Source organism: Streptomyces sp. NPDC096136, from assembly GCF_044763325.1.
GTDB lineage: Bacteria > Actinomycetota > Actinomycetes > Streptomycetales > Streptomycetaceae > Streptomyces.
In genome coordinates, this window is record NZ_JBIWFZ010000013.1 from 158695 (window position 1) to 179245 (window position 20551).

14 protein-coding genes are annotated in these 20551 nt (G+C 72.1%); 7 read left to right on the top strand and 7 right to left on the bottom strand.

The window, feature by feature from the left end:
* Window positions 1–7: 7 nt before the first annotated feature.
* Both ACIRBY_RS25455 and ACIRBY_RS25460 read right to left on the bottom strand, forming a co-directional pair.
* Window positions 8–694, bottom strand: coding sequence for an ASCH domain-containing protein (locus ACIRBY_RS25455; protein WP_403904312.1), 687 nt, complete (start codon window positions 692–694; stop codon window positions 8–10).
* Window positions 695–1467: 773 nt separating this feature from the next.
* On the bottom strand, window positions 1468–2709 hold the full coding sequence (locus ACIRBY_RS25460) for an MFS transporter (protein WP_403904314.1): 1242 nt from the start codon (window positions 2707–2709) through the stop codon (window positions 1468–1470).
* A 409-nt stretch (window positions 2710–3118) separates the two neighbouring features.
* Between ACIRBY_RS25460 and ACIRBY_RS25465 the strand changes: the two genes are divergently transcribed.
* Entirely contained in the window at window positions 3119–3538 is a 420-nt protein-coding gene (locus ACIRBY_RS25465) for an SRPBCC family protein (protein ID WP_403904316.1), read from the top strand.
* Window positions 3539–3864: 326 nt separating this feature from the next.
* Window positions 3865–6294 carry a DUF4157 domain-containing protein gene (locus tag ACIRBY_RS25470; protein ID WP_403904318.1) on the top strand — a complete coding sequence of 810 codons (2430 nt, stop codon included), beginning with the start codon at window positions 3865–3867 and terminating at the stop codon, window positions 6292–6294.
* 239 nt (window positions 6295–6533) lie between these two features.
* On the opposite strand, the gene ACIRBY_RS25475 is transcribed toward ACIRBY_RS25470, so the two are convergent.
* The 3 genes from ACIRBY_RS25475 to ACIRBY_RS25485 form a co-directional block, all read right to left on the bottom strand.
* The gene (locus tag ACIRBY_RS25475; RefSeq protein WP_403904320.1) at window positions 6534–6947 is read right to left on the bottom strand and encodes a hypothetical protein; all 414 of its coding nucleotides are present in this window, start codon (window positions 6945–6947) and stop codon (window positions 6534–6536) included.
* 1324 nt (window positions 6948–8271) lie between these two features.
* Window positions 8272–8532 carry a GNAT family N-acetyltransferase gene (locus ACIRBY_RS25480; RefSeq protein WP_403904457.1) on the bottom strand — a complete coding sequence of 87 codons (261 nt, stop codon included), beginning with the start codon at window positions 8530–8532 and terminating at the stop codon, window positions 8272–8274.
* A 45-nt stretch (window positions 8533–8577) separates the two neighbouring features.
* Window positions 8578–9900: a UDP-glucose dehydrogenase family protein gene (locus ACIRBY_RS25485; RefSeq protein ID WP_403904322.1), complete on the bottom strand. Its 1323-nt coding sequence runs from the start codon at window positions 9898–9900 to the stop codon at window positions 8578–8580.
* Between the two features lie 1538 nt (window positions 9901–11438).
* On the opposite strand from ACIRBY_RS25485, the gene ACIRBY_RS25490 reads away from it, so the two are divergent.
* The 4 genes from ACIRBY_RS25490 to ACIRBY_RS25505 all read left to right on the top strand — a co-directional run bounded on the left by ACIRBY_RS25490 (window position 11439) and on the right by ACIRBY_RS25505 (window position 16142).
* Window positions 11439–12095 (top strand): hypothetical protein, encoded by a 657-nt coding sequence (locus tag ACIRBY_RS25490; protein WP_403904324.1) that lies wholly within the window; start codon window positions 11439–11441, stop codon window positions 12093–12095.
* Window positions 12096–12895: 800 nt separating this feature from the next.
* The gene (locus ACIRBY_RS25495) at window positions 12896–14074 is read left to right on the top strand and encodes a family 1 glycosylhydrolase (RefSeq protein WP_403904326.1); all 1179 of its coding nucleotides are present in this window, start codon (window positions 12896–12898) and stop codon (window positions 14072–14074) included.
* A 101-nt stretch (window positions 14075–14175) separates the two neighbouring features.
* Entirely contained in the window at window positions 14176–14805 is a 630-nt protein-coding gene (locus ACIRBY_RS25500; protein WP_403904329.1) for an HAD-IA family hydrolase, read from the top strand.
* A gap of 176 nt (window positions 14806–14981) precedes the next feature.
* Window positions 14982–16142: an amidase family protein gene (locus ACIRBY_RS25505; protein WP_403904331.1), complete on the top strand. Its 1161-nt coding sequence runs from the start codon at window positions 14982–14984 to the stop codon at window positions 16140–16142.
* Between the two features lie 94 nt (window positions 16143–16236).
* On the opposite strand, the gene ACIRBY_RS25510 is transcribed toward ACIRBY_RS25505, so the two are convergent.
* Complete coding sequence (locus tag ACIRBY_RS25510) at window positions 16237–17355, bottom strand: selina-4(15),7(11)-diene synthase (protein ID WP_403904333.1); 1119 nt, start codon at window positions 17353–17355, stop codon at window positions 16237–16239.
* Between the two features lie 579 nt (window positions 17356–17934).
* Window positions 17935–19521, bottom strand: coding sequence for a hypothetical protein (locus tag ACIRBY_RS25515; protein ID WP_403904335.1), 1587 nt, complete (start codon window positions 19519–19521; stop codon window positions 17935–17937).
* Between the two features lie 168 nt (window positions 19522–19689).
* Here ACIRBY_RS25515 and ACIRBY_RS25520 point away from each other — a divergent pair, with 168 nt between their 5' ends.
* Window positions 19690–20520, top strand: coding sequence for a tetratricopeptide repeat protein (locus ACIRBY_RS25520; protein WP_403904338.1), 831 nt, complete (start codon window positions 19690–19692; stop codon window positions 20518–20520).
* Window positions 20521–20551 lie beyond the last annotated feature (31 nt).

Below are 20551 nucleotides of genomic sequence, written 5' to 3' on the forward strand. Positions count from 1 at the left end.
CTCGCGGTCAGGCGGCGCCCTTCTCGTCGTTGGTCCGGAAGGTGATGACGTCGACCTCGTCGGTTCGCGCCAGATCCGGGTAGTGGCCCTTGAGCGCTTCCCGGAGTTCGGCTGCGGTCGTCAGCCCTTCGGCTTGGGCGTCCCCGTCGGTGAGGTCACTGACCAGGCAGTGCCTGACGCCCGTCACCTCGGCCGAGAGGACGACTTCCGGGTCGCTCTCGAACACCAGCCGTGCCGGGCCCGGCTGAGCCGGGTCCCGGAAGCGGGTGGTCTTGGTCTTGGCGCCGGAGCGGACGGCTTCGAGGTAGCGGGGGTTGAACCGAATGATCGGGGGACCGGCCGTCTCGGGGTCCTGGTAGAGCAATGGATCCAGACCGTTCATGCCCGCCTCCGGCGTCCATCGCTGAGCCAGCGGCATCAGGTCGGCGGCGAGAACGGACCTGAGCCCTGCGGGGGTGGGCACGATGACACGCATGGTCGGGTAGTAGTCCACGAAGACCTGCCGATCGCGCCCGCACGGGGCGATGACCCCGCGCCCGTGGTTTCCCACGGCGACGATGCAGCGCATCTGGCGGGCGCCCTGGACCCGCGCGGCTCCCAGAGCCACGAGTTCGGCGCAGGGCCCGCCGGTGAAGTGGTAGAGGTTCACCCCGGCGAACATCCGGTAGTCGGCGGCCATGACAGCGGCGCCCACCGTGTGGATCCCCTCTTCGTCGGGCCCGGCGTCGGTGTGCGCGTCTATGGTGCAGCGTGCCAGCTCTACGAGCTCACGCTCATCATCGTCGAGAGCTCGTGCAGATGACGGGACGTACACCTTTTCGACCTTCCCTTCCTTCGGCAGTCGCCCAAGATCATTCCACGCCAGGCAGGCGGGCTCCACAGGGTTTCGGCTCGCCTTGGCAAACCCCTCGGAGGAGACTCCGACCTGCTCAGCCTCCAGCGATTCGCCCGGCCCCGGAGCGCGACCTCGTCGCCGTCACCGCCGGACTCCGGCAGCCGTGGAACCGGGCAGGGTTGGACCGTCAGGCGGGCTGGGCCCCCAACGCACGGGCGAGCCGGTCGTTCTGGTCCCGGGTGATGGCCTGGGCCGGTTGCGCGCCAGCCCACGGGCTTCCCGCGCTGTCGCGCTCGAGGAGGTGTCGGAAGGTCTGCCCGGCGTCGCTGAGCGGCGACGCGCCAGGAACCAGAGGGGCATCGTCATGTCCATCGGTCAGCACCGGGCAAGACTGCCCGCCACCACCGACAACGCCGCTCACCCCACGTCCTGCCGCGACTTGCCGGCCGCTACTGGCGCCCCGGCACCCCAGCTGCGGGCACATGCGCACTGTGGGCCGGTAGGAACTCCTCTGCGTTCGCCGGGCTCCGGCTCCCCCGGGGATCCGGGACTCCCGCGCACCGAAATCCTGTGCCACCCGCACGCGCACCCCGATGGCCCCGGGTCGCGGCGGTCGGGCGCCGTCTCGGCCCTCAGGCCGTGGCGGCGGACCGCGACTGCGGGTCCTCGTACAGCGAGGGCCGGGCGAGGCGGTGGCGCCGGGCCCAGCGGACGGTGACGGGGGCCAGCAGGCCCGTCAGGGCGAACAGCGCTCCCACGACGTACCAGCCGGGGCGGCCCCAGGTGATGCACAGGGAGATGATCAGGGCTGGACCGACGGCCTCCGCCAAACCGGCGCCGAGCCCGAACACTCCGAGGTACTGACCGGTGGCCTCCTCGGGCGCCAGGGCGAAGGAGAGCTCGAACCCGGCGGCGGCGTGCCAGAGTTCGCCGACGGTGTGCACGGCGACGCCGGCCAGCAGGAGGGCGGCTGCGGCCCAGCCCGGGATGCCCTGGGTCAGCGAGATCAGCACGCAGGCCACGAGGAAGGCGAAGCCGGAACGCCGGTAGGCGAGGGCGCCGGCCGCCGGGGTGTCGATGCTGCGGCTGGCCCTGACCTGGCAGGTCACCACGACGACGGTGTTCAGCAGCATCGTGCCCGAGATCAGCCAGCGGGGGGCTTCGGTGGCCGCGATGAGCCAGAGGGGGACGGCGACGGTCAGCACCTTGAACTGGACGGCCATGATGCCGTCCAGGACGGTGAGTGCGAGGTAGGGCCGGTCCCGCAGGGCGATCCAGCGCGGGCCGCCCGTGGACGGCACGGGCGCGACCGGCCGCAGCCGCAGGACGATCAGGGCGGAGGCAGCGAAGGCGACCGCGTTTCCGACGACCATGAGCTGGTAGGCGCTGTGGGTGCCGACTTGTACGACCCACCCCGCCAGTACGGCGCCGAGCGAGATGCCGATGTTGGTCACCGCGCGCAGGTAGGCGCGGAACTCCTGCGGTCTGTCCCCGCCGTAGTGGCGGATGAGCGGGCTGCGCGCGGCCAGGCCGGCTCCCTTGGCACCGGTGGCCGCACACACGGCGACGACGAACGGCCAGAAGCTGTCGGCCAGCACGAACCCGGCCGTCGCCAGGGCCTGTACGACGAGGGTCACGGTGTAGACACCGCGCGCGCCGCGCCGGTCGGCCACGTGGCCCACCGCGATGCCGACCGCCAGCGAGAGGACGCCGGCGATGCCGAGCCCGAGGCCCACCCGGGTCGCCGGCAGGTGCACGGCCTCGGTGAAGTAGAGGACTCCTGCCGTCAGGTAGAGGCCGCTCCCGACGGTGTAGACGAAGTTCGAAGCGGCGATGGTGCGCTGCGGTCCGGGTTCCGGCAGCAGGTGGGGCATGGTGTGCTCCGCATCCTGGGGAGGCGACCAGGGTAGATATTATTGCGAGCTACTTGCAATAAGGGGGAGGCGGCGAATCTCTCCGCCGGTCCGGTCCGGTCCGTCCGCACGGCGTCGGCCGGACGGGGTCCGGCCGACGAGGTGGAGGTTCAGACCGATCACGAGCACGGCGACGGCGGAAGCGGCCACGGTCGTCAGGGGCCGGCTCGCCAGGGGCCCTGACCGCGCCGTCCCCGGTCGAGGGGATCACCGGCACGAGCGCCGCGCCGGGTCAGAGCTCCGCCTGACTGCGGTTGGACGCCGGTGAAGCCCGCCGCCGTGTCCGGGCCTGGACGCGATGGTCTGCCACGTGGGTGAGCCCCGGCGTTTCACTGCCTGGAGGCGACCTGTCCGGGGAACCCGATACCCCATGGGTGACTACGACACTTCGATCACCGTGGCGGTTCCCGCGGCCACGCTCTTCGGCTACCTCGCCGACGTGCGCAACCTTCCGGCCTACATGCCGCGCCTGACCTCCGCGAAACCGCATGACGGTGACCGCGTCACCGTCACCGCTCACATCGATCCGCCCGGCGAAGCGGAACGCGACGTCACGAGCGAGGCATGGGTTCGCGTACTGGAGGAGGGAAAGTCGCTGGAGTGGGGCGCACCCGGCCCGCACGACTACCGCGGCAGGCTGCACGTATCCGCCGGGGACGACGCCCATCACGCACGGCTCTCCGTGGAGCTGCACACCGAGCACGTCGAAGGCACACAGGTCGACCACGGGCTGGCCGAAGCCCTCCAGGGGATCAAGTCAGCCGTCGAGGCAGCGGAAGCGGGGCGATAGCCCGCCCCAAGGGCGCTTGCCTGCGGAGCGAGCACCCGTACACCGTCGCCTGCGGCCGGGAACGCCGAGGTTGCGGTACGGGTACCGACACCCGCGGTCGGCGGTGGCCGGGGCTCAAGACCCCGGCGGCCGCGGCGGTGAAGGCCGCGGCCGCTTCCTCGGCCGTGTGCCGGTGCTCGTCCAGCTCGGCGCGGCCGGCGGCCTTGCGGGAAGCGGTCGCTGCCCCGGCGGCCGGTCGATCGTGCCCTCGCGGCCCTTCCTCCCGGCCGGCCGGCCGGTCTAGACAGGGACCGGCGGCCTTCGCCGTCCATGGGCGGGGGGGACGCATGCGCAGTCGGGCAGAGTCGTACGGCGAGGGGTCGGCGGCCGGCCGGCCGCAACGCCCGGGGCTACTGACCCCGGCCTCCTTCGCTCAGGCCGCGGCCCGGGCGGCGACGGTGCAGCGCGCGGACAGCGGGGCGCTGACGCCGCAGCAGGCAGCCTCCCTGCAGCGTACGGTGGGCAACGCCGCCGTGGCGCAGTTGCTCGCCCGGGACCGTGCGGAGCCGGCCGCGCAGCCCCATCGGCACGGAGACGGCTGCGGCCACCCCCGTCCCCCCGTCCAGCGCAAGACCGCGGTCCTGGACGTGCTGAAGACTCCCGGAGAGCCCTTCGACGGCCCGCTCAGGACCGAGATGGAGGGCCGCTTCCAGCGGCCGCTCTCCCATCTGCGGCTGCACACCGACGCCCTGGCGCAGGACTCGGCGGCGCAGATCGGAGCCGAGGCGTACACCTCGGGCTCCCACATGGTCTTCAGCCCGGCCGCGCTGCGGAACAAGCACACCGTCGCGCACGAGATCGCGCACACCATCGACCAGGAGAACGGTCCTGTGCCCGGTACGCCCCAGGGGGACGGGACGCGGATGTCCGCGCCCGGTGACGCCGGGGAGCGTTCGGCCGAGGCCAAGGCGCACGAGGTGATGAGCGGGCCGGCCGGAACCTATCCGCCTCCGTCTCCGTCTCCGTCCGGGGCTGGGGACGGCCGGGCCCAGGGCTCCTCGGCTCCGGGCGGCGCCGTACAGCGGACCGTGAAGATCGTCCTGGCCGACGGCAGCGCCGCCGACATGCGTGAGCGCGCGCAGCAGGCCGGCGCCCGTACGGACACCGGCGGGCTGCTGGGCTTCCTCCTGCGGCAGGTCGCCGCCGAGGGCACCCTCTCCCCCGAAGAGACGGCGGCGCTGGGGCGCCATCAGGACACCGTCGGGGAGCAGTTGCAGAAGTGGGTCGCCGGCGTCCCCGGCACCCGGGGGCCCAAGTCCCACCCGGATTTCGGCTCGAAACAGCAGGACCGCACCTACGCGGGGTACAGCGACCTGGCGCGGGCGCTCGTCGGCTGGGTGGAGGCGAAGGAGAACCGCCACCGGGAGAAGGAGCTGGCCCGGGAGGTCAAGGACAACAGTGACGTCGAACTGCACCTGGAATCGCTGCTCCTGCGCGTGCGCCGGTGGATCGACGAACAGCAGACGAACGCGTCCGCGGACGAGAGCGGACGGTGGCGGGACGTGCAGGAGCAGCTGACGACCGGACTGACTCCGGGGCAGGGGCACGACGGACTGCACGAGTTCGGGCACTACCAGAAGTACTTCGACCGCGTGGTCCAGGCGAAGACCGGCATCCCCGAGCCGGTCCGGCAGCGGCTGCGGACCGCCATCAACGGCGGTATGGGGAAGGTCCTGGACCAACCGACGCGGTTCACCTTCCGCGACAAGATCATCGTCCTGCACGACCTCATGGAGTTCTTCGGCCCGCGCAAGTCGTGGAACGCCGAGACCGCCGGCAACGGGATGGTCCCGGACGAGGACGCGATGAGCCTCAGCACGACGGAGATCGACGCCGACGGGAACCGGACCGCGTCCACCACGGACCGCGGACAGATGGCCTTCCGGGTCCCGGGCAACCGGGTCCGGCACATCCCCTCGACCCGCGCGGAGCATGCCGACAGCACCAAGCTGGCCCGGCGGCACCGGCTGCCGGTGTGGGCGGGGTCCTCGTTCACCGCCATGCGGATGCTCGGCCTGACCAAGGCCGTCGGCGGCACCATCGCGGAACTCAGCGCGGTGGCGTGGGGCACGTTCGCGTTCTGGCGGCTGGACTACGACCACACGTCGGACCTGGCGTACCACCCCCTGCAGGAGGTGATGGACATCGCGCAGAACTACGGCGTCCCGTACAACATGCTCGACCGGGAGAAGGACCTCGGGCGGCACCGCAAGGGCAGCGCGAAGCGGGAACTGGTGGCAGGCATGGGCGCTCTGGAGGGCGAGCTGACGGCCACCGAACGGGACGTGGCGGAGCTGATCGCCCGCTTGGAGACCAGCCACGACCGGGGCACGCCGGAGGCCGCCGCGGACATCGGAGCCGTCCTCGAACCCCTGCGCCAGTACCACCGCGACATCCGGGCCATGCACGCCCGGGTCCGCGGGTTCCTGGCCGAGGTCCGGGCCCTGGACGAGGAGTCCGGGCCGGACGCGCGCGGCACGCTGCTCGCCCAGCTCGCCGCGTACCCGTCGATGACAGCCGAACTCGGCTCCGCGCACGACGGGATCCTCGCCCTCCGCGCCCAGGTCCTGCTGCACGTCGTGGAGGCGGAGACCGCGGAGCCGGTCGCGGCCGAAGAGACCGGGCAGCAGCACGACGACGGCGCACCCGCGGAGCGCTCCGACCCTCCGGTGGTCGTGGTGAAGAGGCGCAAGAAGGCGAGGCGGGTGATCTTGTGAGGCCTGGGACCGGGGCCTGCCCCGGTTTCCTGGGCCAGGTCGTGCTCCGCCGCCGCTCATGGTCGGTCTCCACCGAACCGACCGGTGCGACCCCACCTGGGCGCACCACGACGCCGAAGTCGACACGGCGGCCCCCGAGGCGCACGGCGGCCTGGTCCGGGCCGCGGGGGACGTGCCGGTCGAGGAGGGCCGCCAGATCCCGGCGGCGGCCGAGGGCGGCCCTCTGGTCCGGGTGAACGTCAGGGAACTCGAGGTCCCCGCCGAGGCGAACCAGACAGACCCGCCCCGGCGAGGTGGCCGACGCCGCCGCACGTGACGTACGCCGTGTCAGACGCAAGCTCGCCGCCGGTGGCCGTGTCCCCGGTGCGGTGGGTGAACATCGACTTGTCCGTGAGGCCCTCGTACCCGTCGAGGTCCGGCTCCCCGTCGGTCAGCCCCCGCTCGAAGAGCGAGAGGAGCGGCTCGAAGGACGCGGCAGGGGTCTCGCTCAGGCGCAGGCGGACAGCCGTGGATTCCGGGGTCTCGGCCTCGGCGTCGCGCCACTCGCAGGAGGAGCCGTATGCGACCCGTGCCTCGTCGAGCACGTGCTCCCCGGGCGGGACGGGGACCGTGATGTGCGGCCCGTTCCCGTGGTCGGTGAGCAGTCCCGACACAGGGCACTTCGCCGGTCACGCCGCGCTGACTGGTGCGCCCCTCGGATCCGCGTTCCCGAGCGCGGTTCGCAAGGCGCCAACACTTACTCCGGGGTTTGATTGCCCCCTCAACTAGCCGCCGCAATAAAGACGTTCACAGGTTGCGCTGAGCAAGGAGCGGGGTTTGCATGGGAGTACGCCTGTCGCGCAGATTCGGCAAGCCGAGTCCCCCGACCTCCACCCCCGGAGGCGACGATGCCGCGCCAGGTGACCTCTCCTTCCGGAGCGGACAGACGGCAAGGGAGATTTCCCATGGCAAGCGGTGCTACCAGCGCCGGCGATGACATGGTGGTAGGTCGCACCAATAGCAGTGAACAGCGCACTGTTTATGTGGCCAAAAACGGTGACCCGAATGGGTACACCTCTGACGTTATGCTCCAGGCCAGCCCGGGGGACGACATTCTCCTGGGAGCATTCCAAGGGGTAGACGCCATTCGTGGTACAGGAACAAAGCACCAGGACAACGGGCATGGGGTGGTTCACTTCGCAGGTAACGGAGTCGTAGGCCGAGGCCTGAACGGAGTCGTCGGGTACGTGCACGTCACGGCGCGCAACAGGGACTTGGAACGAGCGAATCACGCCGGTGTTCTCGGGGTGGGCGATGAAACTGTGGGCACACGCTCCCCGGGCGTTTGGGGCGTGGGTGCCACTGGGGTCCGGGGAACAAGCGCCAACGGCGAGGGCGTGATAGGGGAGAGCACGACCAACGTCGGCATTTTCGGAAGGAGCACCAACGGCGTGGCCATCCATGGCGAGAGTGGTGGCAGCGTCGGCATCAGGGGGCGCGGAAGCCCTGGCGTATCGGGGTGGAGCGCTGGCGGTGCCGGAATCGACGGGCGTAGCAATACCGGCGTGGGCGGGATGTTCGGGTCAGGCTCTGGTAGCCAAGTGCAGCTACTCCCGAACACCTGCGACCCACTAGGGGCTCCTGTGGCCGCTACCGTGAAAGCAATACCCGTCGCCGCAGGAGCATCAAGGCCTCCCGTCCAAAAGTTCGCCAGTGCTGGCGAACTTGCGCTATTTCAGTCCGGAGGCCAGTGCAGTCTGTGGCTCTGCGTGAAATCAGGAGTACCGGCTGCCGGGGCGAGCTCGAAGTGGGCGCAGGTCTTGCTGGGTGAGACCTTCAACGGATGGGTGGATATCCTTCACCCTTGAAAGCGATGCAGGTGCCGAACGACCCACGCCGGACCGTTGACACGCTTGCACAGAAATAGCGAACCGTGAATGGAGACCCCCACTCACGGTTCGCCAGGAGTTTGACTGCCCGGCCGCTCCCGGAGTCTGCTCACGACGGGCGGGGCCTGGGCTGCCGCACGAAGCGGCTGTCGGGCTCGCGCTCGTCGTTGCGTCGGCCGTCGCCCTGTTCGACTGCTGTGACGCCGTGCCGCTGGTAGAACCGCCGTGCCGACGTGTTGACCTGGAAGGTCCACAGCGTCAGCCCGTCCGGCTGCTGCTGCTTGGCGACGGCCATGAACCGGGCGGCGAGTCCCCGCCCGCGCGAGGACGGGTCGATGCAGAGCTGCTTCAGCTCGACGGAAATTGTCAGAACGTGCTGGTGAGTTCGTCAGCCCTCGCCGCCGAGGGGTCCGTTCTATTTCCCGGGTCGTCCGAGCTGGTGGAGCGTCCAGCCCGCGGTGCGCCAGGGCTCGGGGTCCAGGGTGGTGCGGCAGTCGACGAACAGGGGGGTGGCGGGGCGTTTGACCAGGGCCGCGGGGTTGGTCTGGTGGTACTCGGGCCATTCGGTGGCCAGGACGACGAGGTCGGCGCCGTCGAGGGATGAGGGCAGGTCGTCGGTGTAGTCGAACTCGGGGTTGCGGATCATGGCCGTGGCCACGGCCTGAGGGTCGTGGATGGTGAGGGTGGCGCCGGCCTGCTGGAGGGCGTGGGCGAGGGCGAGAGCCGGGGATTCACGGACATCGTTGGTGCCGGGCTTGAAGGCCGCTCCCCACAGGGTGACGCGGGCGCCCCTGAGGGGGCGGCCGGCCAGGGCACGGTTGATGAGGTCCATGGCGACGTCGGTGCGGGTCTCGTTGATCTCTTCGGCGGCGCGCAGGAGGGTGGCGGCACGGGTGGCGCCGAGCTGGCGGGCGGAGGCGGTGAAGGCGCGGACGTCCTTGGGGAGGCAGCCTCCGCCGTAGCCGATGCCGGGACGCATGCCGGCGCTGCCGATGCGCGGGTCGATGCCGAGGATGTCGACGATCTGGGCGATGTCGCCGCCGGCGGCCTCGCACATGTCGGCGACGGCGTTGATGTAGCTGATCTTCAGGCCGAGGAAGGTGTTGGCGGCGCCCTTGGCGAGTTCGGCGGTCGCGGGGTCGGTGACGAACAGGGGGACGCCGGCGTCGAGGATGGGGGCGTAGACGGCGCGGATCGCCTTCTCGCCTTCGGCGGTGGTGACGCCGGCGATGAGGCGGTCCGGGCGCAGGGTGTCCTGCACGGCGTGGCCCTCGCGCAGGAACTCCGGGTTCCAGACGACCTCCACGGCTTCCCGGGCCGGAGCGAGTCGGTGCGTGAGGGTGGTGACCTGGGCGGTGGTGCCGACGGTGACCGTGGACTTGCCGACGATCGTGCACGGCCGGTCGAGGTGCGGGGCGAGCTGGCGGATGGCGCCGTAGACCTGGCCGGTGTCGTAGGAGCGGCCGTCGGCGTCGATGGGGGTGCCGACGCCGATGAAGTGCAGCTCGGCGAAGGCGGCGGCCTCGCCGATGTCGGTGGTGAAGCGCAGGCTCCCGCTCGTGGTGTGGCGGGCGAGCAGCTCGGGCAGGCCGGTCTCGTAGATGGGGCATTCGCCGGCGTTGAGGCGGTCGACCTTGGCCTGGTCGACGTCCACGCCGATGACTTCGTGGCCGAGTTCGGCCATCGCGGCCGCGTGCGGGATGCCGAGGTGTCCGCAGCCGATCACTGAAACGCGCATTCCTTGACTCTCACTTCGGGAGGGGCCCGCGTGCGGGCCGGGGAACAGCCCAGAGGCTAGCGCCGTTCCCCGGCTCGTGTTTCAGGCGTTGTCGGTGTGGAGGGCCCCAGTACCTGCTCCAGCCCGCTGATCGCGTGGGCGGCCGTCTGCCGTACGACCACGTCACCGGTCTGCGGGGCCTCCAGCGGGCAGGGGAACCCGCTTGGCCACCCAGCGCCGGTCGGCAAGCAGATCCGGTACATCTCCGACAGCTCCTCGACCTTGTCCTCGGTGAGGACCTCCCAGGGCCGGCGGCGGACCGCACGCGGCGGGAACGCGTCGACCGAGGTGAACGCGGTGTCGGCGACCTCGCCCCGGCCTGCTTCCAGCCGCCCTCGGCGCGGCCACCGAGTGGTACAGGTACATCTGCGTCATGGCGAGCGCCGGCGCCGCGGAGGTGTCCACGAGCCCGTACTGGTGCCAGTGATTGGAGGACAGCAGGGGGGACCCGCAAAAGAAGTCCGGTCTGAGTTTTGCGGGTGGAACTGCATGGTCTGCGCACGCTGCAGACGGTTGGCTGAAGGCACGCGCACAGCACGGCTCCGGCAGCCGCCGGCCGAGAGAGAGTCCCCTGATGAGAATCCGAAGCGGCATCGCGGCGGCCCTGACCGCGCTGTGCGTGAGCATCGCGCCGACGCCTTCGACTCAGGCAGCCGAGCCCGACTTCGACTGGTCGGGCTCCGTTGTGAACGAGGCGACCCGACTGTGCCTCGGCTCGGACACCGCGATCGGACTTCGCAACGTCCAGACGGATCGGTTTCGGCTCAAGGGCTTCGAGACGTCGGTTCGCACCACCCCCTGCCCCCTGACGCAGTACGGGGCCGTGGAGTGGCCCCGAGGCATCGGCTCCAGCCGGAAGGCCTGGTCGGACGCGGGCCCGACCCCTCGACTCGGATGCCGCGGGCAAGGCGTATCCGCGGCCGGCGATGGCGGGCGACCGGTACCGGGGCCAGGTGACCTACCGCAGCTTTCCCGCCTGTCGCCGTCGCCCAGGAGGACGGACGTCCCGGCACGGCACCACATGCGCAACGGCCACCGGTCGAACCGCCACTGGGCACCGCGATCGTCCTCGCAGGCCTGCCAGGCCTGGCAGTCTGCACGTTCGCGGCTCATCTGGTCGGAGCGGACGCCTTCGACAGTCCTCGGTGGCGACCTGCGCGGCCATGCCCTCGGACCCGGCCGCGCGGTGTCGTGTGCCACCGGGATCCGGGCGCCTGACTGACGGCCGGGCCGAGCTGCCGTGCGCAGTAGTGCTTGTCGTCGGGGCCCGCAGGCGACCCCTGGTCCGGTGTGCGAACGGGTCGGCCCGCCGGACGTCAGTGACCTGTCCGTGGCTCTCGTGGTCCTGGGTCGGCTGTGGACACCGGGCGGTGCCGTGGGTCGGCGAGGGCCCTGTGCGCACGCGACCGTGCGCGTTGGCGCATCGTCCGTGACTTCCCGCGAACCAGTGACTTCCCGCGAACCAGCCCTGTAACGCGACATTTCAGAGAGAGAGAACGATGAAAGCAAGGATCGCCACGGCCGCCATCGCGGTTGCCGTGCTCGCCGTCGGTTCGGGCGCCGTGATCACCGTCGCCACCGCTTCCGCTTCGGAGACCGCCGACGTCGCCGTCTCGGCCCGGGCCGCGACGGTCGCCGCGAAGCCGGCAGCCACGGTCGCGGCACGGCCGAACGCCACGGTGCTGGCGGAGCCGGCCGGCTCTACGCTTGCTCCGCAAGCGGGCGGTACAACGGCGCCGCCGAAGCCGGGCAAGACGCCCGCTCCATCGGGCAGCCCGCAGCCGGGCAACACCACCACGCCTGCCCCGAAGCCGAGCAAGACCGCGACGGCCTCTCCACAGCCGGACAAGCCGGGTGAGACCTACAAGGGCTCCGCGACCTTCTACTCCCCCGGCCTGGGTGCGTGCGGGAAGATGATCAAGGAGAGTGACCTCGCCGTCGCCCTCGACCCCACCATGTTCGGGCCCGGATACCCGTCGAGCAACTGCGGACGCAAGGTCGTCATCACCTACAAGGGGAAGTCGATCACGGCAACGGTCCTCGACGAGGCTCCCGGCGCGGGCCGACACGGTCTCGACCTCACCCCGGGGGCGTTCAAGGCACTCGCCCCGCTCGACAAGCACAAGCTCGACGTCACCTGGCGCTTCGCCAAGTAGCGCGTCGGGCGGGGGACGGCGGCACGGCACAAGGCCGGACCTGTCCCGACCTGAACCGCGATCGCTCTCGCCGACCACGGCCGGACCTGTACCACCCAGGGCCGGCCAGATCCGCGAGTGCGGCGCGGCGAGGAGTTCTGGCACCCCGGCCCTCCAAACCGCCGCACGCCAGCCCCCTGCGCCATGCTCCCGACCGCACGGGGACCAATGTCCTGTCGAGAAAAACGGCCGCCCGCCCGCATGGACGCCGACGACCTACCGCGTGTCGACGACGCGGATCGTCGACAGCAGGGGCGCGGTGTTGGGGCTCGGCTGTTCGCTGGGTGACGCCCGTCCAAGGCGGCCTGCGAAGAGCGCGGCGTTCCTGCGCGGCGGCCGTGGTGGGGTGGTCCCGCAGTGGCGGTCCCCCGCGGCCGCAGGCATTCCTCGTCCTGACCGCCATCCCGCTCACTCCCGACAGCCTTGCCGATGCCGCCGTTGCCCACCTGCTCCGCCTTGATGTTCCGGAAGGCCAGGCCATCGTCTTCACCGGGGCGACCCGACCCTCGTCGAAAGCGTTCCTGCGGACCGGGCGGAGCAGTTCCTCAAGAATGCCGAGGTGTAGGCGGCCTGGACACCGGGGCCCGTCCGCCCGACCACAGCCGCGGCTCAGGGCATCACGGACACCCGTGCGAAGGCGCGACACGGCCGGTGATACGTTGCCAGGGAAGATCAACTTCCGGGAGTCCGCCCCCGCCGGTGCGCCAGCCGCGGAAGAGGACCCGAGCGTGCCGCCCAGTCGACTGATCAGGAGCACCACCATGACCCCGTCCGGCCTCGGCCCCGGCAGTTTCCCTCCCGGCTTCAGGTGGGGAACGGCCGGCTCAGCCACGCAGAGCCAGGGCGCGACACCGGCTGACAACTGGTGGGCCTGGGAAGAGGCCGGGAAGGCACCTCGCAGCGGGTCCGGGAACGGCTTCGACGAGCGGTACGCCTCCGACTTCCGGCTCCTGGCCGACTGGGGGTTCGGCGACCACCGGATGTCCCTGGACTGGGCCCGGCTCGAGCCGACGCCCGGACACCGCGACCGGCGGGCGGTCGAGCACTACCGGGAGATCCTCCGGGCGGGCCGTCGGGCAGGCCTGAGCATGTGGGCGTGCCTCCTGCACACCGCCCTGCCGGTCTGGTTCGCCGCCGAGGGGGGATTCCTCTCCCCTACGGCCGCCGCCGCCTGGGCCCGGCACGTCGACTTCGTCGCGGAGACGTTCGGCGACCTCGTCGACGGCTGGATGCCGGTCAACAACCCCGCCGGCTACGCCGAGAAGGCCTACCTGCGCGGTACCTTCCCTCCGGGTCACACCTCCCAGGAGGAATTCCTCACCGTTCTGCAGGCCGTTCACCAGGCCGACTTCGAGGCGGCGCTGCGGCTGCGGGGGACGGGCAAGCCCACCGCGACCAACGAGGCGCTGATGTCCCTGCACCCGGCTGACGACAGCGACGACGCAGCAGGGGCCACTGCGCTGATCGACGCCGTCATCTGGGACACCTGGCTGAACCTGGCCCGGATGCCGCGCTACGAGGACGCCTTCGACCAGTACGGGTTCAGCTACTACTTCACCGCCGCGGTCGACTCCTCCGCGGAACTCCGGCCCTACCCCGCCGGGAGCCCCGTGGGACCGCAGGGATACGCGTCCTGGGCTCCGGGGCTCGGCGAAGTCCTCGCCCGGCTCCACTCCGAGCTGCCCGGGAAGAAGTTCCTCGTCTCGGAGATCGGCCTCGGCGGCGAGGACGACGCCCAGCGCGCCGCGTACCTGTCCGCCGCCCTGGAACAGGTCCACCAGGCCATCGCAGGCGGGATGGACATCACCGGCGTACACCTGTGGACGGGCGTGGACAACTACGAATGGCTGGACGGCCACACCGTCCCCTTCGGACTGTTCGACCGCGATCGGGTTCCGAAGCCGAGCGCACACGTCGTCCAGTCCTTCATCCGAGCCTGACGGCCCCCGAGCCGCGAAGGCGGGCCACCTTCCCGCCGGATCCACGGCCCCACCCGGCTGCCGCCGCCCGACGACCCGATTCCCTTCCCCAGGAGCTTCACATGTCTCACCGCACCGGCCTCGTCCTCGATTTCGGCGGGGTGCTCACCACACCGCTGCTGCCTGCCGTGCTGGCCTTCGAGCAGCGCGAGGGGCTGGCGCAGGGCGCGTGCCTCAAGGCGCTGTACATGGACCCGGAAGGGGTGCGACTCACCCACGAGCTGGAGCGCGGTGCGCTCACCCAGACCGAATGGAACGAGGCCGCCGCCCCCAAGCTCGGTGTCTCTCCGGACAACCTGATGGGCCGGATATTCGCCGACCTGCGGCCCGAGCAGACCATGGTCGACGCGGCCGCCGCGGCCATACGGGCGGGGATCAAGGTCGGCATCCTGTCGAACTCGGTGGGGCTCACCCCGTGGAACCTCTACGAGGGCTACGAGCTGGAGAACCTGTACCACGGCGTCGTGATCTCCGAGTGCCACGGGATGCGCAAGCCCGACCCGGAGATCTTCGCGGTCGTGCTGAAGCTCCTGGAGATGACTGCCGAGGAGTGCGTATTCGTCGATGACACCGAGGAGTACGTACGGGCCGCGGAGGAGCTCGGCTTCGCAGGAGTGCACGCGCTCCAGCCCGAACACACCGTCTCCCGGATCGAAGACCTCCTGGGCGTGCCCTTGACCGACGCGCGCTGACGCCGCTCCCCGCGACCGCTCACGGCTTCCGGGGAACACGGGGCCGGATCCTGCGGTGGCAGCGCGGCCGCCGTCGTTGCCCCGGCGGACGGGGCGGGGACCCGCCCCTGGAGAATCGACGCCGGAAACCGGACGGGACTGCACGCCGGCACGGCGCCCGCACCAGGAGGTCTGCCATGCTCGACGTCCACCTGTACACGTCGCTGTCCGCCGTCGAGATAGCCGGTCTGGTCGGCCGCGGCGCGGTCACGGCCCGCGAGGTGGTGGACACCGCGCTGGCCCTCAGCGCCGAACGCGACGGTGCGCTCCGCGCCTTCACCGGCCTGTGGGCGGATGCCGCCCGGGCCCGGGCGGCGGAGGTCGACGCGGAAGTGGCCCGTGGGGTCGTGCTGCCGCTGGCGGGCGTCCCGATCGCCGTCAAGGCGAGCGAGGGCGCCGGCTCCGCGCAGAACCGGCGCCTGGTCGCCGCGGGGTGTGTGCCGATCGGCGCGACCTCCGTGCCGCGGGTCGGCACGGGCTGGCAGACCTACGGTTCCACCGACCGCGGGCCCACCCTGAACCCGCTGAACCCCGCATGGTCCCCGGGCGGCTCGTCGGCCGGTGCCGGGGCCGCGGTCGGGGCGGGCCTCGTGCCTGTGGCCACCGGCTCCGACGGAGCGGGATCCGTACGCATCCCCGCCGCATGGTGCGGCGTCATCGGCTTCAAGCCCACCAAGGGCCTGCTGCCCGCCCGCGACCGGGCCGGGCTCAACAGTCCCGGCGTGATCACCCGCGACGCGGCCGACGCCGCGGCCTACCTCCGCGCCGTGGCCCCCGCCCACTCCCCGGCGCCGGCGGCGCGGACGCTCCGGGTCGCCTGGACCTCCACCCTGGGCTACGCCGAGACCGCCCCGGACGTCGCGGCCTGCGCCCTGCGCGCCCTGCGGCGGATCGCCCGGGCCGGGCTGTGCCGCCTCGTCGACCGTCCGGTGGAGCTGTGCGATCCGGCTCCCGCCTGGACCGCCCTGCGCACCGGCACCCGTGACGGTGGCGCCGAGGCCCTGACCCAGGGCAACGCGCAGGTCCTGCGGGAGGCCTTCGAGGAGACCGATCTCCTGGCCACGCCCACGACACCGCGACCGCCGCACGGCCACGACGGCCCGGGGACGCACATGAGCGTGGCACTCACCTGGGCCTTCAACCTCTCCGGCCACCCTGCGATCACCCTGCCCGCCGGGCACACACCGAACGGCGAGCCCGTCGGCCTCCAGCTGATCGCCCGTCATCATGCGGACGCCCTGCTCCTCGAAACCGCCGGGGGATGGCACCCTACGCTCGCCCGCGCCCGGTGCGACTGACCCCGCACGCCCGTGTTCCCGTCGCGCTCCGGGCGGCTGTGCGGAGGCAGCCCGCCCAGGGACTGGGCGACAGCGGCAGTGGAGAATCCTTTCTTCAGGGGGTGGGCGCGAGCAGGGAAGTGGCGCGTGTGCGGGGGCGGGGCATGCCGGTGAGCGTTCTGGGGGGCATGTCCCACCACCAGGAGACAGGGGGGATCTCCAGGGCCTCGCGGTTGTCGGTACTGGGGGTGTCACGGAAGTGGGTGGGGAGGCGGGCGGGGTCTTCGGGGGTGGTGTAGCGGTGCGAGGTGACGCCCCAGTCCTGGGAGCCCCGGATGAAGCTGCCCAGTCCCTGGAGGTACCGGCGCAGCTGGGGGCTCGCCTGTGCCTGGAGGTCCTCGCGCAGGCGCATGAAGAGGTCCATCACGCGGTCGCGCTGGTCGATCGCGGCGTCCAGGGCCTGGGCGGGTGTCAGGGCGCGCTCGTGCCGGAGCACCCGCAGGACGTTGAGGTAGTAGTCGTCGCCCCTGCTCTCCTTGTGGTGGGAGAGGATGTCGTTGTCCCAGGTGATGACGAAGGAGGCCATCTCGCCCGCCGCCCGGACGGACGGCTGGTCCCGCTCGTGCGTCGGCAGTTCGTAGCCGTGGCCCATCTCGATGAGGGGGAAGATGACGGTGGTCGCGCCGTCGTAGAGGCGCATGAGGGTGTAGTCGTCCAGGCTGGGGACGGTTTCCTCGCGGCGGTGGGACGCCTCCCAGACGACGGAGAAGAAGTACTCGCGCAGGGCGTTGCACCAGACGGCGGCCTGGCCCGCGGTGCCGTACTGCGAGACGCGGCGCCGGAGGTCGCGCAGCGACTCCGCGAGGGGGTCGTCGCCCAGCATGGGGGTCTCCGGGTTCTGCGCCACGCGCAGCAGGCGGTGGAGTACGGCCGCCAGCTCCCCCGGTCTTCGGCCCAGCGCGCCCTCCTCGCACATCCCGTCGTCCACGGCGAACAGCCACAGGACGAAGTCGGCCACGAGCTCGACCACTTCCTCGCGCCCGTCGGGCAGGATGCGGGCGGCGAAGGTGCCGATGCTGTGGCCCAGGAGCCGTGCGCGCAGTGCGTCGGAGCCCACCTGGAAGGACTCGGCCCACGCTGTGACGTGCGCTTCGACCGCCGCGTGGCGCGGGTGGATGGCCGTGGGGATGGGGGTGTAGAGGGGGGGCACCACGAGCCCGGGGTCACGCCTCACTCGCAATCGCCTTTCAGCCGTCGTGCGACGCGCTCGCGGGCCCGCACGACTGCCGTCGGGAAGGCTTCCTCATGCCTGGCGTCATGCACGGGTGATCATGTATTCCGGCGCATGCTATCCAGCGGAACTGGCCCGTCCAATAGGGCGTGAGTATGGCAAGCGCCATGCTGGAGTGGGCAAATGACCAGGCATCAGGGGGTCTGCACCAGCCTGGTGGAGGACTGCCGGTGCGGCTGATCCGGCCGCCGCCGGCAGCCCGCCCGCGTGCGGGACGCGGTACGGGGGACCGGTCCGATGCCGGTCACGTGCGTGCTGACGCCGCCGCGGCAGCGGCTTCCACCAGGGCCGACGGGCGTTTCCCGACGGTGACCGCCGTCCGCGGCCGGTCGTCGCGGGCGGCGGCCGGGGCGGTGGAGCACGGCTGGGGCCGCGCCGGGCCCCGCGGCCGGAGGACGGCCCGGAGGCGGCGCAGCCGCGGGAGCGTCGCCGAGGTGATCAGGACTCAGGGAATTCACAAGACCTCCGCAACCACGACGAGATGCCGGGGACACCGGAGCCGCCCCCGGGTGCGGCCTGAGCTCATGGCGGGTCTCCGGGTCGGCCGGTCCTGCCGGGGCCCGATACCGCCCCGAGGCCCATTTCTGGCCGCTGCAGCAGGAGGTCGGCGGCCTCCGGCGTGAGGGTGTGGGCGGGCCATGCGGCGAGGGTGCTCAGCGCGGTGCGGCGGACTTCGGGGGTGCTGTCGGTGAGCGCGGACCGCAGCAGGGGCCAGCCGTGTTCGGGATGGCGGCGCAGGAGGTGGGCCAGGACGAGGAGGGCGTGGTCGCGTTCGGGGCGGGGGGTGGTGGCGAGGCGTCGTTCGGCCAGGTCGAGGAGGTGGGCGGCGTGCCGGCGGTCGGCGCTGCCCAGGGCACGGAACCAGGCCGGGTCGAGCAGGGACGGTCCGGTCTCCAGACGGGCCAGGAGCGGGGCCGTCGCGTCCAGGTGCAGGACCTCGGCAGGGCGCAGGGCGAGGTGGAAGTCGGGGCGGTGCGGGTCGGCCAGGTGGTCGTGGACGAGGGTGCGCCAGTGGGATGCGTGCAGCAGGTCCTCGTAGCGGGCCGTCAGGGACGTGATGTCGGCGGGCGGCCAGGGCAGTTCCCCGGGTGGGTGGCGGAAGAACAGGGTGATGGCGATCAGGTCGCGGAGCCTGGCGAGGGTGGGTGTCCGGGCCTGGACCAGGTCCGCGTAGCGGCGCAGCACGGGTACGGCGTGCGCGTAGTCGGCCAGGCCGGGTGCGGGACCCCCCTGGCCCTCGGCCATGGCGGCCAGGATGCGCCCGCCGCCGTTCAGGAGCGGGGTGTCGACGTGGGGCCGGCCCAGCGCGCGGTGCAGGTCGCCGGTGGTCGCGGCGAGGTGGGCGAGGTATTCGTCCGTGATCGTGTTGCGGAAGCCTTCGCGGAGCAGCCAGGCCTTGATACGGGGATCGGGGGTGTCGCGCAGCGTTCGCACGGCCTGGATGCGTCCCCAGCCGGCGACCCGTCGGGCGAGGGCGTGGACGGCCCGGTCCCCGTCGGGCTGGGACCGGTGGAGTGCGACGGCCGCGTAGAGGGTGAGCTCGTCGAGACTGCCGAGGAGGAGCAGCAGGTCCCGGTCGCGGGTGTCGCCGCCCAGGCCCAGGAGCACGAGGCCGATCTTGACCGGGGCCCGGTGGGTACCGTGCCGGGCCAGCTGCCGGCCCAGCAGGCGCAGGCCGTCGGACGGCAGGCCGCGGCGGCGGATCTCGGCGCTGAGGTCGTCGGCGAGGTCGATCGGCGAGCACGTGGCGAGGAGTTCGTGGAGGCGCGTGAACGCCTCGCCGCCGAGACCGGGCGGAGCGGTCGGCAGGAGGTGGGCGAGGTGGCCGGCGAGTTCGGCGGCGGTGGGCGGGGCCGTGCCGTGGGGGGCCGGGTCGGGTCGGAGCAGTGCGTCCTCACCGCCGCCGACGAAGCCGAGGCCGGTGCGGGTACTGGTGCGGGTGCCGGTACTGGTACTGGTGCCGGTGTCGGTCGGGCCGGCATCGGGAAGTGGGTCACCGGAGTCGGGCCACGGACCGGGGCCGTAGCGGTGGCGGAGGGTCCGTGCGTGGTGGAAGAAGGTGGGATGCGCGGCGGCGATGGCGTCGCGCGTCCACCCTGTGCCGGTCAACGGCCCGAGGGCCGGCCGCCCTTGCGTGTGGTCATGAGGGGGAGCGTGCCCGATGCGGTACGTCCTGACAAGCGGTTTCCCCCGTGCGCGCGGGCCGGGGGACGGCCGGCCCGCGCCCCTTTTCCGCGTTCTCCGTACGGGCGCGCCCGGCCTTCATATGCTCGGGGCATGACACTCTCTCGGTCGCACGGTGAAGGCGAAGACGGTCCGGCAGCGGCATACCCCCCGGCGCGGGCCACGGCGCTGTACCAGGCGGGGCGCTACGCCGAGGCCGAAGCCGAGGCGCGCTCCGTGGCCGCGGCCCGGGCGCCGCTGCACGACGACCCGTTCGGGCCGCTGGCGCTGGGCATAGCCGGGCTCGCGGCGATCGCGCAGGGGCACCATGCCGAGGCGCTCGACACGTTCGACGCGTTGCTGCCGGACTTCGGCAGGGTCTTCGGCGCGCAGCACCCGATGACCCTGAAGCTGCGCACCGACCGCGCGCAGGCCCTGAACCTGCTCGGCCGGCACGACGCCTGCGAGGCGGAGTGCCTGGACGTCATGCGGACCGCGTCCCTCAGCGCGACCCCGGAAACGCCGTTCATCGTGATGGCCGCCCTCAACGGGCGGATCGCGGCCCTCAACGCGCTGGGTGACCACCCGGCGGTCGAGGGGCTGGCTCGCGAGTTCCTCGCCACCCCTCGCGAGCCGGACCAGCCCACCCTGATCGTGCTGCTCTCCCTGGCCCTCAGCCTCCATGCCCAGGGTCGCCACGAGGAGGCCCTGGCCGCGGCGGAGCGCGCCGGCGGGGTCTACCGCGGCCTGCCCCCGGAGCAGCGCGGCCCGGAGACCGGGGCCGTGGACCTCGCCGCTGCCGCCGCGCTCCTCGGGCTGGGCCGCGGCTCCGAGGCCCGTTCGCGGGCGGCGGCCGCCCATGACGCCTGCCTCGCCGCCTTCGGGCCGGACAACGTCCGCACGGTCCAGGCCCGGGAGTTGCTCGAACGCACCGGCGGTGCCTGAGCCGGCGGGCGGTGCCCGGTCCGGTCTGTTC

Coding starts and splice junctions, on each gene's coding strand:
- ACIRBY_RS25485 (WP_403904322.1), bottom strand. CDS start 9,900: ATGCGCGTTTCAGTGATCGGCTGCGGACACCTCGGCATCCCGCACGCG.
- ACIRBY_RS25465 (WP_403904316.1), top strand. CDS start 3,119: ATGGGTGACTACGACACTTCGATCACCGTGGCGGTTCCCGCGGCCACG.
- ACIRBY_RS25500 (WP_403904329.1), top strand. CDS start 14,176: ATGTCTCACCGCACCGGCCTCGTCCTCGATTTCGGCGGGGTGCTCACC.
- ACIRBY_RS25520 (WP_403904338.1), top strand. CDS start 19,690: ATGACACTCTCTCGGTCGCACGGTGAAGGCGAAGACGGTCCGGCAGCG.
- ACIRBY_RS25460 (WP_403904314.1), bottom strand. CDS start 2,709: ATGCCCCACCTGCTGCCGGAACCCGGACCGCAGCGCACCATCGCCGCT.
- ACIRBY_RS25505 (WP_403904331.1), top strand. CDS start 14,982: ATGCTCGACGTCCACCTGTACACGTCGCTGTCCGCCGTCGAGATAGCC.
- ACIRBY_RS25495 (WP_403904326.1), top strand. CDS start 12,896: ATGACCCCGTCCGGCCTCGGCCCCGGCAGTTTCCCTCCCGGCTTCAGG.
- ACIRBY_RS25470 (WP_403904318.1), top strand. CDS start 3,865: ATGCGCAGTCGGGCAGAGTCGTACGGCGAGGGGTCGGCGGCCGGCCGG.
- ACIRBY_RS25490 (WP_403904324.1), top strand. CDS start 11,439: ATGAAAGCAAGGATCGCCACGGCCGCCATCGCGGTTGCCGTGCTCGCC.